Here is a 13,494-nt window from a genome sequence, read left to right as displayed (position 1 = left end):
TAACTTTAGCTAACTCATCATTGGCTGTTGTTGCGCTACATCAAATTTAGCCCATACAGATCTGCTCTGCTATCCTTCTTGCCGCCAGATAACGTGATTCATCCTCTAGCGCCTTGGCCGCCTGAGCCCCATTGGCAAGTAATTTACGCGCAGGCACCTGTGGACCTTGCTCTGGCCACTGGAACGAGGTTAGTAGCTCGCTGACACCCTGACTGTCGTTACACAACAAGATCATGTCACAGCCCGCTTCGATAGCCGCCCTCGCTCGCGCTGAATAGCCACCCACTACGCCTGCGCCTTTCATGCCGAGATCGTCAGAGAAGATCACGCCATCGAACTTGAGCTCTTCACGCAGCACCTGCTTGAGCCAATAGGAAGAGAAGCCCGCCGGATTAGGATCGACCTTAGGATAGATCACGTGGGCCGGCATCACTCCCTGCAACTGTTTTGCCCCCATGAGGTGTTGAAACGGCACCATATCCAGGGCGCGGATCTCAGCTTCGCTGCGCTCATCCAAGGGCTTGGCAATATGGGAGTCAGCCGCCACACTACCATGGCCTGGGAAATGCTTACCCACTGCGGCCATTCCCGCATCCTGCATCCCTTGAATGAAGGCACCAGCCAGGGCTATCACCTCATCAGGCTTATCGCTAAAGGCCCGGGTACCAATCACCTGACTGATGCCATTCAGATCCAATACAGGGGCAAAACTTAAATCGATATCACAGCTCAGCAATTCAACGGCCATGAGAAAACCTAGCTCGGTCGCCCAACACTTGGCTAACTGGAGATCATGCTTAGCCGCTGGCAATATGTCCCCCATGGCAGGGATCTTACTAAAGCCCTCGATAAATCTTTGTACCCGGCCGCCTTCATGATCCACGGCGATGAGCAGATCGGGTCTCAGGGCACGCACCGAGGCCACCAAGGTGCAAAGTTGATGGCGATCTTGATAGTTGCGGGAAAACAATATCAGCCCGCCGACCATGGGATGCATCAACTGCACTTGTTCCTGCGCATTCATCTCAGTGGATAACAAATCCATCATTAAATAGCTCACAACTCCCCCTAGAAAAACTGTTAGTTCAGCTTAAAGTACGCCAACTAAAAACAACTACCGTGAAAATAAAAATGCCATAAGCTTTTGTATAAAATCGATAAAACTTCAATGTCGCAGACAGCTTCCCGCGGCCCTTCTAGATTAGCAATAGTATGCCTAATGCGAAACCCAATCTTGAAAAAAACTAATGCGAAAGCTGCGACTAAAGTATGGGATACTTAATAATTGACAATCTTAATGTGCTCGCAAGGGTAGCACAATGGGGCGGTGTTAACGCCCCTTCGGGCATGAATAATTAAATTGGCCTAAAATCACAGAGATTGAATAACGAAAATAATGATTACAACAGGGTTTTATAATGATTAGCGTTTTTGACATGTTTAAAATTGGTATCGGGCCCTCAAGTTCCCATACCGTCGGCCCGATGAAAGCGGGTAATGTCTTCATTCAAGATTTAGAAAAACATGGTCATCTAGCAGAAACAGATGAGCTGAGATCTGAGCTATTTGGCTCTCTCGGCCAAACCGGTAAGGGCCACGGCACGGGTAAGGCCGTGATATTAGGCCTGATGGGCGAAGCCCCTGAAACCGTTGATACCGATAAGATCGATGCCACCCTGGCAAAGGTACACGATACGCAAAGCTTAACCATGCCGAACAACAAGGTGGTTCGTTTCAGCCGCGAAGATGGCATCACCTACCACAGGCGCAAGAGTCTGCCAGCTCACGCCAACGCCATGACCCTCTATGCCTATGCTAAGGGTAACTGCATCTACCAGCGTACCTACTATTCGGTCGGTGGCGGCTTCATCTTAGATGAAGATGAGATCCAGGCGCAAGATGCCTCGCCCGCCTCCCCAATCGAAGCCGCGCCCTATGACTTTAATAGCGCCGCCGAGTTACTGGACATGTGTGTCGACAACGGCCTAAGCATCTCCGCGCTGATGATGGAAAACGAGCTGTCTATCGCCAGCGAGCAAGAGGTGAAAGAGCGCCTGTGGACCATCTGGCAGACTATGAAGACTTGCGTCGAACGTGGCTATCAGAAGGAAGGCATACTCCCCGGCGGCCTGAAACTCAGACGCCGCGCCCCGGCCCTCTATCGTCGCCTCAAGGCCGAGAGCAAGACAGTGGTCGACCCGCTTACAGCCATGGATTGGGTCGATCTGTTTGCATTGGCCGTTAATGAACAGAACGCCGCCGGCGATCGCGTGGTGACTGCGCCGACCAACGGCGCCGCTGGCATCATCCCAGCCGTGCTATGCTACTACGACACCTTCGTCCAAAAGGTAGATCTGGATATCTGTTGTCAGTACCTATTGACTGCAGCCGCCATCGGCATTCTCTACAAGAAGAATGCCTCCATCTCAGGTGCCGAAGTGGGATGTCAGGGCGAAGTCGGTGTGGCCTGCTCTATGGCCGCCGCCGCGCTCACCGAGATCATGGGCGGCACGGTTGAACATGTGGAGAATGCCGCCGAGATCGGCATGGAACATAACCTGGGACTGACCTGCGACCCTGTAGGCGGTCTGGTGCAGGTGCCTTGTATCGAGCGTAATGCCATGGGCGCGGTCAAGGCGATCAACGCCTCACGCTTGGCGATGCGCGGCGATGGCAACCATAAGGTCTCGCTGGATAAGGTGATCAAGACCATGATGGATACCGGCAAAGATATGCGCAGCAAATACAAGGAAACCGCCAAGGGTGGATTGGCGGTGAACATAGTCGAATGTTAATCGCCTTTATATAAAGAATAAAAAACTCGCCCTGGGGCGAGTTTTTTTATGGATAAACACCGGCTTATTTGAAATCTAAGCTAAGCCTAAACGCTAGCCTTAACGGATCGGCAGCTCCACATCCGCGAACAGGTTCTCGATCAACTGAGGATCCCTGAGCGCCACCGCCTTCTCGACAATATCTTTGGTCAGATGCGGCGCAAAATGCTCAATAAACTCATACATATAATTGCGCAGGAAGTTACCCTTTCTAAAGCCAATCTTAGTGGTGCTGTGAGCAAACAGATGGCTGGCATCTATGGCGACTAGGTCTTTGTCTATCACAGGGTCGACTGCCATGGAGGCGATCACCCCAACTCCTAAACCTAGCCTGACATAGGTCTTGAGCACATCGGCACTGGTCGCGGTAAACACCACTCTAGGGTCGATGCCGGCACGATTAAAGGGCTTCTCAATTTCAGACTCTCTATCGAATCCAAACACATAGGTCACCAAGGGGAAACGACCTAAGTCTTCGATGCTTATCTGAGTGCGCGAGGCCAGCGGGTGATCTTTGGTCACCACGATGGAGCGATTCCAGTGATAGCAAGGTAACATGATGAGATCGTTATAGAGGTGCATCCCCTCGGTGGCGATGGCAAAGTCTGCATCCCCCCTCGCTGCCAGCTCACTGATCTGCGAGGGCGTGCCCTGATGCATATGCAGATTCACCTTAGGGTAGCGCTCGATAAAGGCGCGGATAATTCCCGGTAAGGCATACCTCGCCTGAGTATCGGTCGTGGCAATATTCAATTCACCCTGATCCGGCTTAGTATACTCCTCGGCTACCTTCTTGATGCTCTCTACCTTGCCCAAGATATCATTGGCGATGTTGATCACCTGCTGACCGGCTGGCGTCACATGGGTCAGATGCTTACCGCTACGGCCAAAGATCTGAATACCCAACTCATCTTCAAGCATACGCACCTGTTTACTGATCCCTGGCTGAGAGGTATATAGGTTCTCAGCCGTCGCCGACACGTTTAGATTGTGATTCACCACTTCGGCAATGTATCTGAGTTGTTGCAGCTTCATCATCTTTCCTTTGCAAAGGTCGGTCTCTTAGCGAGCCCCGAGGCCTAATTTCGCTACCCTAATCATAAGAGTTAGTATAAGAATTAGTTATAGTACAGGCGAAAAATTAAATCAAAGGGGAATATAGCATAGAGGTGAGATGAATCACACGACATAAAGATAAAGCTGGTCTAAGATAACTATGCTAGCGTGTTGATTTATAGTAGCATTAATGGAATTGCATAAAAATTGGTAGATCTATGATATTTACTTTGGTTCTGATCCTCATAGGCGCATTGCTGCTACTGGTTATTGGCATCAATGTCATCCAACAACAAAAAGAACGAGCCGAGGCCGAGCGAAGAACAGAGTTAGCCAGACAAAGAGCCATCATCGACGAAACCGAGAACGTGCTCTCTTGCACTGGGATGTTTCCCTGTTCGACCAACCTGGTATTGATCCTTTACAAAAGAGTGCAAGAAGCCTTAAGCCAATCTGTCACCTTAGGTGGTCCCCAGTCTGCCGATTATCAGCGCCGACTCACAGATCTTACTGGACAGATAGAAAACCTGCAAAACGCCCAGAAACAAAATCCTGCCATCGAGAGTTTTCGCCTGCCCGATACCGACAAGCAGATCCTAGATCTAGTTAAGGTACTAAAGAAGCTCAAGGCCATCTTGCGCGCCGAGCACAACAAAGGCAAAGTCGATCCCAATACCTTTGCCCAGGAAGAGGCCCGTGTTGACAGCCTGCAGCTCAGAATAAATGTAGATTCCATGCTATCGCGCGCCCGCACCGCCTGTTTCATGAAGCAATATGGTTCCTCTAAGCAGATGGTGACAAAGGCATTAGCCACCCTTCACACCATAAAGGCATTAACCCCTAACGATCCTTTTATCACCAAGAAGGTAGATGAAGCCAAGTTACTGCTCGATGAGATCATGGGCGCGCAGAAGCAGGCGCAGCCTAATGCACCGCAGCAGAAAAGTGAAGAGGACGATATCGACGTACTGTTCCAGCCGAAGAAGAAATGGTAACCCCCCTCTTAGAACAAAAAACCACCGCAATGCGGTGGTTTTTTTATATGCAAGGTTGCCTTGCTCGCGACGCCTATGGCGCCAGACGGTCGATACTCCAGCCACTTTCTGTACTGCTAGAGTCTTGACGGGTATAGAGGAAGCGATCATGCAGGCGATATTCGCCCCCCTGCCAAAACTCTATGCTGCTGGGACGCACTCGGTAACCGCCCCAAAACTTAGGCAAAGGCACCTCCCCCTGGCTGAACTTGGCCTTCATCTCGGCAAACTTGCTCTCCAGCGCCTGACGGGCGGAGATCTTGCTCGATTGCTTAGACACCCAGGCGGCGATCTGACTCTCTTTGGGTCGCGTCACGAAGTACTTTAATACCTCAGTCGTCGAGAGCTGCTCCGCCACACCTGTCACCGCCACTTGACGCTCCAGGGCGTGCCAGGGAAACAGCAGACTCACCTTGTTGTTTTGCGCTATCTGCTCCGCCTTACGACTGGCCAGGTTAGTGAAAAACACAAAGCCCTCGTCATCGAAGCGTTTAAGCAGCACTATGCGCTGAAACGGCTGGCCATCAGCGTCGACGGTTGCCACCGACATGGCTGTCGGATCCGGCAGGACCTCTGCATCACGGATCTGTTCAATCCACTTTTCAAATAGCACCATTGGGTTGTCGGGCAGCTCCTCACGGTGCAGCCCCCCCAGGGTGTATTCTCGTCTAATATCACTTAAGTTCGACATCTGCTTCCTTACCCTGTCCCTTTCGTTTACGTCTTATGGGCGCAGGCCCAAACGTGTAGCATCTCCAGACCTAAGGTCGCCCCGGCCAGCGCAGTGATCTCGGCGCTATCATAGGCTGGCGCCACCTCTACCACATCCATGCCGACTACATTCATACCGCGCAGACCTCGAATGATCTTCATCGCCTTGTCGCTGGTGAGGCCGCCGCACACAGGCGTTCCCGTGCCCGGCGCAAAGGCTGGATCCAGACAATCGATGTCGAAGGTAACGTACAAAGGCATGTCGCCGACACGGTCTTTAATCTGGGCAATAATCTCATCAGCGCTTAGCTCGTTGGCAGCGGCCGCATCGATCACCTTGAACAGGTGACTTGGCTTGTCATACTCGGTGCGGATCCCCACCTGCACTGAATGAGATGCATCTATGATCCCTTCGTTTGGCGCGTGGAAAAACATGGTGCCGTGATCATACTTGCTGCCCTGGCTATAGGTGTCTGTGTGCGCATCGAAATGCAGCAGCGCCATCTTGCCATGCTTCTTATAGTGGGCTCGTAGTAGCGGCAGGGTTACGAAGTGATCGCCACCAAAGCTGAGTAGCGCCTTACCAGAATCGAGAATCGCCGTCGCAAAGTCTTCCACACGCTGGGTAAAATCGGCCGCATCACCGCAGTCGTACACCAAGTCGCCCGCATCGACCATTTTAAGGTGATCGGACAACTTAAAGTCCCAAGGCCAACGGCACTCTTCCCAGGCCAGGTTTACCGATGCCTGACGTATGGCGCCAGGGCCCATACGACCACCCGAGCGGCCCGTCGTAGCCATATCGAAGGGTAAACCCAGTACCACTACATCGGCGTCACTCTCGAGTGGTTTAAAGTCCAGTGGCTGTCTTAAATAACCAAATGCATTAGAGTAAAGCGAGTAATCAGGCTTATCTGCAATAGTGGTCATACATGCTCCAAATCAAGAAGTAAAGATCACAACGCAACAGGCAACAACTGCTCACAATCGCGCTGTTTATAGTGTTTTATATATAGGCCTTGGCCATCTGCCAAGGCAAGTTCGCCGCGAGCCTGCAGGCTATACTGCTCGGCGCAATATGCTGGCGCCTCGGCATCAAATCCTGCGATATCCCAGCTTACCGGGTTCAAGCGATTTAACAACTCAACGACTATAGCCCTAAGACCGTCGCCGAGCGACAGATTCGTCTCCAGGCTCACATAGGAGCTCATCTCTTGGGGAGTGATATGCAGGGTGAAATAGTCTTGCCCCCTAAGGGCGTTAAGCGAATAACCCAGTGGCGAGAACAGATGCGTATCTAGGTGAAAGCCCGACAATAACTGAGTTAAATTGAGCCGACTGGCGATCCCCTCTGTCGATTGCCTGTCGCTACGCAGATAATCGGCCAAGTCGCCGCGGATATGGTACATCTGCATCACCTGAGTAGGCTTGAGCTGTCCCACCTGCCCTGACAAGAACAGCTGATGATAATGGCCATCTAAGTGACCCATTCGATAAGCATCACCGCTCAGCAGCTCTCTTAGGCGGGCAAGATCTTCTTCGAAACGACTGCTCTGCAAGGAGGCTAAGATCTCGCTCTTGCGCTGATAGCTTAAGCTCAGTATCTGCTTGGGACCCAAAGACTCAACCAAGTTCACTACCGTCTCTATGAGTCGGGTGTTACCACAGGTGATCAACACCAGGCTATCGTGCCAGATAAACAGGCTGGATTCGCTGAGCAGATAGGCATCGCACTGCTCACTGCTCAACTTGGAGAGGATCTCTGTATTGCTCTTTGCCAGGGCGCGGCGCCAATAGGCATCGCCTAACGCCCTAAGCGACGGACAAGCCGACTCTAGCGTCAGCGATAAACGCTTCTCTGCCCCTTCAAAATACATCGACTCCCTCCCCATCGTCTAACAGGATCCCGGCAAGCCCTAGCCGAGATCCCAGGCAATACTGGCTAACTTGCCAATCAGGAGAAATCTTCCAGATAGGTGTAGCCTTTCAATCCAACCTGCAGCTCTTCGAGGATGTTAGCGCGCTCATCTTCCTTAATGTGCAGGTTCACCAGCTCCTCATAGGTACGCATAAAGGAGACGGCGTCCAGGTTAACGTAACGCAGTACATCGGCAACCGTATCACCGGCCAGTACCGACTCGATATTCACCAGGCCATCATCGTCCAATCGCACCACGGCAGAGTTGGTATCGCCAAACAGGTTATGCATATCCCCGAGGATCTCCTGATAGGCCCCCACCAGGAAGAAACCGATAAGATAAGGGCTCTCAGCGCTCCATGCCGGTACAGGCAGGGTTGTTTCGATACCCTGGCCATCTACATACTGATCCACAGTGCCGTCTGAGTCACAGGTGATGTCCAGCATCACGGCGCGGCGCTCAGGTTCCTTATCCAAGCCACTTAGCGGCATCACAGGGAACACCTGATCGATACCCCAGGCATCGGGCAGCGACTGGAACAGCGAGAAATTTACGAAGAACTTGTCGGCCAGTTTCTCGTTAAGCTCATCGATCACCGGGCGGTGGAAACGATACTTACCGCTCATGACCCCTTTAAGCTCGTAACAGACACGCAGGTTCATCTGCTCCGCCCAGGCTCTGTCGGCCAGGCTCATCTGTCCAAGGGCAAACAGCGAATGCACTTCGGCCAGATCGCTCTGTACATCATGGTAGATCTCGATAAGCGCCCTTTGATCCGCGCGGCCACTCACCTCCCCCCATGAATCCCACATGTTCTTCAGCTGCTGCGGCGCCTCATCATTCGGCGCTTGCAAATCTTCTGGCTTATAGGCCTCTGTGCCAATCACGTCGGTGATCAACACGGCGTGATGAGCCGTCAGGTAACGACCAGACTCAGAGATGAGACGTGGCATAGGCTGATCGTGCTCGCGGCACATGTCATTCAACACGCTGACGATGTTGTTGGCGTATTCGGTCAGGCCATAGTTCATCGAGTTGCTGCTCTGGCTCCGGGTACCGTCATAGTCCACCGCCAGACCGCCACCCACGTCGAAACATTTAACGTTGGCGCCCATCTTCTGTAGTTCACAGTAGAAACGGCCCGCCTCGCTCACGCCGCTACGGATATCACGGATGTTGGCGATTTGCGATCCCAGGTGGAAATGCAGCAGCTGTAGGCTATCGAGCATGTCATGATCTTTCAGTGAGTTGATCACGTTGAGCACCTGAGCCGCCGACAGACCAAACTTAGACTTCTCGCCGCCGCTGGCTTGCCACTTGCCCTTGCCTTGGAAGGCCAGACGCACGCGCAGACCCAGACGCGGGGTCACACCCAGCTTCTTGGCTTCTTCGAGAACCACTTTCAATTCGGAGAGCTTCTCGAGCACGATATAGACCTGATGGCCCAGTTTCTCGCCGATCAGCGCCAGGCGAATATATTCCACATCTTTGTAGCCGTTACAGATGATCACCGAGCTGGCTTTCTGCGCCATGGCGAGTACCGCCATCAGCTCAGGCTTACTGCCGGCCTCTAGACCCAGCTGCGGCACCTCTTTAGACACCTGACTCGCCAGGATCTCTTCGACCACAGTTTGCTGTTGGTTCACCTTGATGGGATAGACAAGCAGATAGTCTGACTGATAATCATAGCGGGTGATAGCCTGGTTGAAGGCGTTACACAGGCTGTTGACTCTGTGATGCAGGATCTGCGGGAAGCGCACCAACACAGGCAAGGCCACGCCGGATTTCACCATATCCTTAGCGAGTTCATTTAACCCTATCGTGTGCTCAGGATGATTAGGATCCGGGGACACCGTCACCTCACCGGCCTCACTTATGCCGTAGAGCCCAGAGCTCCAATAATTAACGTTATAACCAGCATAAGCATCTTTAATAGACCAATTACTCATATTCTCTCAACCTGTCTATTTACATTCATATTCGGCAGCTGCTTTGTCTACCAACACATTAATGTTACTTACTATCGCACCTATCAGGTAAATAAGCCGCAACATCAACACCGTTTTTGGGTGTCAGATATCGAAGTTATCCTTCGAGTCCCCGCCATAATTAGTTAACTCAATTTATACTTGTCTAAAGTAAAAAAAGGCGCGCAATTAAACCCCTGAATTTAGCTAAATGCAAGTATCATTATCACATTAATTTATTACAAGGTTTTTTGCACGCCAGTACGCAGCCAGACCGCCTTTTATCCCTTACGGGTGTTCAGCGTTTTTTACAGTAAATTCAGTCAGCTGGCCCGCGATAAACAAGCTTTTAATCCTGGCTTTAACTAAGGTTCAATCCCACCAGCAATGCTCGCCCAATTGTGGGCATCCGCCGCTTAGCCAAAATTAATGGCATTACGGTTGGAATTAACTGCTTAGGCTAAAGCATCTTGGCAAGATTTCCACTATAATCGCCACATTTAACATCTAAGCCATAATCCATAGAGAACCACATGATAGAGATAGGAAAGCGCTGCACCTTAGAGATCGTCAAACGCGTCGATTTTGGGGTGTACTTAAATGCCCATGAATTCGGCCAGGTATTACTGCCTAACAAGGTTGCCCCCCAAGGGTGCGAGGTAGGCGACAGCGTCGAGGTATTCCTCTATCTGGACTCTGAAGATATGGTGATCGCAACCACCAAGCGCCCCAAGGCGCAGGTGGGGCAATTTGCCTACTTAAAGGCGGTCGCCACCGGCCCTTACGGCGCCTTCTTGGATTGGGGCCTGGATAAAGATCTGTTGTTGCCCTTCGGCGAGCAGCACAGGGAGATCGAGGTGGGTCGCTCCTATCTGGTTTATGTCTATGTCAGCAACGCCGACGATCGTATCGTGGCCTCATCGAAAATCGACAAGTTTCTCGACCGTACGCCGCCACCTTATCGCAACGGCCAAGAAGTCAGCCTCATCATCGCCGGCACTACAGACCTTGGCTACAAGGCCATCGTCGATAATGCCCACTGGGGGGTGCTCTATAAAAATGAGGTGTATCAGCCCCTTAAATTTGGCCAGCGTATCAAAGGCTTCATTAAGCGCATCAGGAGTGACGATAAGATAGACCTGATTTTGCAGCGCGGCGCCAAAGAGGAGCTGGACAAGCATGCCACCGCCATCTTGATGAAACTCAACCAAGCCGGCGGCTTCCTGCCCCTCACAGACAAGACGGATGCTGAGGTGATCTACGCCCAGCTCGCCATGAGCAAGAAGGCCTTCAAGAAGAGCATCGGCGGCCTCTACAAGCGCCAGAAGATCAGCATCGAGGCAGACGGTATCCGCCTAACTGAATAGAAGTTAAGCAGCGAAAGCGCCAAGCCTCTGATTGTCTTTGCATAAAAGCATGGCTCTGTTATAACAAGGCTATGCTTTTTTATTTGGGTACCTAAATCATGAAACTCACCTCCCATGAAGCGCGTGTGATCGGTTGTCTGCTGGAAAAAGAAAAAACCACGCCAGAGCAATATCCCCTCTCACTCAACGGTCTCACCCTGGCCTGCAACCAGAAATCGAGCCGCGAGCCTGTGATGAACCTGTCGGAGTCTGATACCCAGGCCGCACTGGATTCATTGGCGAAGAAACGCCTAGTGGCCGAGCAGAGTGGTTTCGGCTCTCGCGTCGTCAAATACAAGCATAGATTCTGCAATACCGAGTTTAGCGATCTCCAGCTTAGCGAAGACAAGGTCGCGATACTCTGTCTCTTGCTGTTGAGAGGGCCACAGACCGCTGGAGAGCTGAGAACCCGCAGCAACCGCCTGCATGGCTTTAGTGATGTCGCCCAGGTCGATCAAGCACTCGACAGCCTTGCGCAGATGGAGTCCCCCTTGGTACGCCAGCTCCCCAGGGAACCAGGGAAACGAGAGTCACGTTTTATCGAGCTCATCAGCGAGGCCGAGGCACATCTCGACACCCAGCAGGTACCACAAACAGCACCAAGGCCGGCGAGTAGTCAGCCAAATAATGAGCTTACCTCGCGCGTCGAACAACTCGAGCAGGAAGTCGCCGAGTTAAAACAGCAAGTTGCCGATCTTCTGAGTAAAATTTAACAACAATCTGAAACACTTAGACAATCAGATGAGTGTTAGGCTGAGCCCTAAACAACATGATAAAGGAATCATCTTTGGATAATCTTACTCCGCGCAGTTCATGGAACGCAGCCTTGCTTTTGGCCAGGTTCGAACTGAAAAAAATCCTCTTTAGCACACGAGGCATGATAGGCCTGGCCACCTTCGCGCTAGCCTGGGCTCTGCTGCTCTGGTACCCCATCAGACAGGCATCCATCTACCTGTTTTCACCAGACTTTAAGCAGCTGCTTGAAGGTGTCTTTGGTGCCGCCAATGTGGGCGAACTGCTCTCATGGGATGTGGCCGAGATGGCCGTTCTCTGGGTGGCCGCCCTCTATCTGTTCCCCATCTTTAGTCTGTTTGTGGGCGCCGATCAATTCGCCTCGGATAAAGCTAGGGGCAGCTTTCGTTTCCTCACCCTGAGAGTCAGCCGCACTACCCTGTTTTTCGGTCGGGTAACGGGTTATCTGTTGATCCAGGCAATACTCCTCATATTGACCCTAGTGGCAACACTGTTATTGGTCGCCTATCGCGACACGTCTCTGGTGTGGGCCGCCATGGGCTCAGGGGTCTTGGTGTTTATCAATATCATGATTGTCCTGGCGCCCTTTACCGCCATGATGGCAATCTTATCACTGCGCGCCAACTCGGCCAGACAGGCAAGCATTTATGCAGTGCTGTTCCTCGCCGGCAGCACGATAGTCAATGGTATCATCTCCTATTATCTGCCTGGACTCAGCAACATACTGCAATGGCTGGTGCCCGGTGCCCAGCTCGATATGATGATCAATACCAAGGGCCTGAGCAGCCTAGCCGTGGCAGCCATACCTCTGCTTCAGGCCGGTGTACTCCTGCTATTAGGAAGAAGTTATATGGCGAGGATAGCACTATGAAGCTAATTACCTGTAAGGCGCTGAGCAAGCAGTTCGGCAGTAAACGCGCTCTTAACGATGTCAACCTGGAACTGAGTGCTGGCGAGCCTATCGCCCTAGTCGGTCCCAACGGTGCGGGTAAGACGACGTTATTTTCGCTCCTTTGCGGCTATATTCGCCCAACGGAGGGCGCGGTCGAGATCTTAGGTTACGCCCCCGGTAGTCCTGCGCTATTGGGTAAGGTTTCCGCCCTGCCACAGGATGCGCGACTCGATCCCAACCTCATCATAGCGACTCAGCTAGAGCTATTTGCCCAGCTACAGGGCTTTAGCGCCGCCGCGGCGCGTCAGGAATGTCAGCGAGTATTGGCCCTGGTGGGTTTGCCCGAGGTCGCCCCGCAAAAGCCCTCCTCCCTGAGCCACGGCATGAGCAAGCGTGTCTCGATTGCCCAGGCATTAATCGGCTCCCCTGAGTTAGTGCTGCTCGACGAGCCTACCGCAGGGCTGGACCCCGCCAACGCCAAGGCGATACGCGAGCTAGTAAGGGGTCAAGTAGGCAAGACCACCTTCGTCATCAGCTCACACAACCTGGCCGAGCTAGAGAAGCTATGTGACAAGGTGCTCTATCTCGACAAGGGCATATTGAATCAATCTATCTCGATTCAAGACGATCTGGCCGACGAATACCTGACCCTCACCATGCAGAGCTGCGACGACACGGCGCTAACGGCCGCACTCGAGGCTTTGCCTCAAGTGCTTTCGGTAAAATCCAGCCAGAGCAAGGAGTTTGTGATCCACTATCAGATCACGGCTAGCTTCGCGTTGGAAACCGAACTCTTTGCCCTCTTCAATCGACAAGATTGGCGTTACAGAGCCCTGCAACGGGGACGAACATTGGAAGACAAGCTGTTCTCACAAGCTTAAAAGTACCACTTCGGGCACGGCATAAACGCCGTGCCCACTCA

General features: G+C 52.3%; 12 protein-coding genes. 6 read left to right on the top strand and 6 right to left on the bottom strand.

What is annotated here, in order from left to right; all coding sequences use genetic code 11:
- Window positions 1-46 precede the first annotated feature (46 nt).
- The gene (gene nagZ, locus GNT65_RS07830) at window positions 47-1,060 is read right to left on the bottom strand and encodes a beta-N-acetylhexosaminidase (protein ID WP_160794995.1); all 1,014 of its coding nucleotides are present in this window, start codon (window positions 1,058-1,060) and stop codon (window positions 47-49) included.
- A 358-nt stretch (window positions 1,061-1,418) separates the two neighbouring features.
- Between nagZ and GNT65_RS07825 the strand changes: the two genes are divergently transcribed.
- Window positions 1,419-2,795, top strand: a complete 1,377-nt coding sequence (locus tag GNT65_RS07825) for an L-serine ammonia-lyase (protein ID WP_160794993.1) — start codon at window positions 1,419-1,421, stop codon at window positions 2,793-2,795.
- Window positions 2,796-2,894: 99 nt separating this feature from the next.
- Here GNT65_RS07825 and cysB read toward each other — a convergent pair whose 3' ends face one another.
- Complete coding sequence (gene cysB, locus GNT65_RS07820) at window positions 2,895-3,869, bottom strand: HTH-type transcriptional regulator CysB (RefSeq protein ID WP_160794991.1); 975 nt, start codon at window positions 3,867-3,869, stop codon at window positions 2,895-2,897.
- A 239-nt stretch (window positions 3,870-4,108) separates the two neighbouring features.
- Between cysB and GNT65_RS07815 the strand changes: the two genes are divergently transcribed.
- Window positions 4,109-4,885, top strand: a complete 777-nt coding sequence (locus GNT65_RS07815; protein ID WP_160794989.1) for a hypothetical protein — start codon at window positions 4,109-4,111, stop codon at window positions 4,883-4,885.
- A gap of 73 nt (window positions 4,886-4,958) precedes the next feature.
- On the opposite strand, the gene pdxH is transcribed toward GNT65_RS07815, so the two are convergent.
- The 4 genes from pdxH to speA all read right to left on the bottom strand — a co-directional run bounded on the left by pdxH (window position 4,959) and on the right by speA (window position 9,503).
- Window positions 4,959-5,615, bottom strand: a complete 657-nt coding sequence (pdxH, locus tag GNT65_RS07810; protein ID WP_160794987.1) for a pyridoxamine 5'-phosphate oxidase — start codon at window positions 5,613-5,615, stop codon at window positions 4,959-4,961.
- 26 nt (window positions 5,616-5,641) lie between these two features.
- On the bottom strand, window positions 5,642-6,565 hold the full coding sequence (gene speB / locus GNT65_RS07805; protein WP_160794985.1) for an agmatinase: 924 nt from the start codon (window positions 6,563-6,565) through the stop codon (window positions 5,642-5,644).
- Window positions 6,566-6,591: 26 nt separating this feature from the next.
- A complete protein-coding gene (locus GNT65_RS07800; RefSeq protein ID WP_160794984.1) occupies window positions 6,592-7,512 on the bottom strand; it encodes an adenosylmethionine decarboxylase in 921 nt (306 codons plus the stop codon).
- Window positions 7,513-7,589: 77 nt separating this feature from the next.
- A complete protein-coding gene (gene speA / locus GNT65_RS07795; RefSeq protein WP_160794983.1) occupies window positions 7,590-9,503 on the bottom strand; it encodes a biosynthetic arginine decarboxylase in 1,914 nt (637 codons plus the stop codon).
- A 551-nt stretch (window positions 9,504-10,054) separates the two neighbouring features.
- On the opposite strand from speA, the gene GNT65_RS07790 reads away from it, so the two are divergent.
- The 4 genes from GNT65_RS07790 to GNT65_RS07775 all read left to right on the top strand — a co-directional run bounded on the left by GNT65_RS07790 (window position 10,055) and on the right by GNT65_RS07775 (window position 13,453).
- Window positions 10,055-10,888 (top strand): CvfB family protein, encoded by an 834-nt coding sequence (locus GNT65_RS07790; protein WP_160794982.1) that lies wholly within the window; start codon window positions 10,055-10,057, stop codon window positions 10,886-10,888.
- A gap of 98 nt (window positions 10,889-10,986) precedes the next feature.
- A complete protein-coding gene (locus GNT65_RS07785) occupies window positions 10,987-11,640 on the top strand; it encodes a YceH family protein (protein ID WP_160794980.1) in 654 nt (217 codons plus the stop codon).
- Between the two features lie 56 nt (window positions 11,641-11,696).
- On the top strand, window positions 11,697-12,551 hold the full coding sequence (locus GNT65_RS07780; RefSeq protein WP_160794978.1) for an ABC transporter permease subunit: 855 nt from the start codon (window positions 11,697-11,699) through the stop codon (window positions 12,549-12,551).
- Window positions 12,548-13,453: an ABC transporter ATP-binding protein gene (locus tag GNT65_RS07775; RefSeq protein WP_160794976.1), complete on the top strand. Its 906-nt coding sequence runs from the start codon at window positions 12,548-12,550 to the stop codon at window positions 13,451-13,453. The genes GNT65_RS07780 and GNT65_RS07775 overlap by 4 nt, the downstream gene beginning before the upstream one ends.
- Window positions 13,454-13,494 lie beyond the last annotated feature (41 nt).

The sequence above is a fragment of the Shewanella insulae genome (assembly GCF_009831655.1).
Taxonomy (GTDB): Bacteria; Pseudomonadota; Gammaproteobacteria; order Enterobacterales; family Shewanellaceae; genus Shewanella; species Shewanella insulae.
Note: the sequence above shows the minus strand (reverse complement) of the source record. Positions and strands in the feature narration are given on the sequence as shown.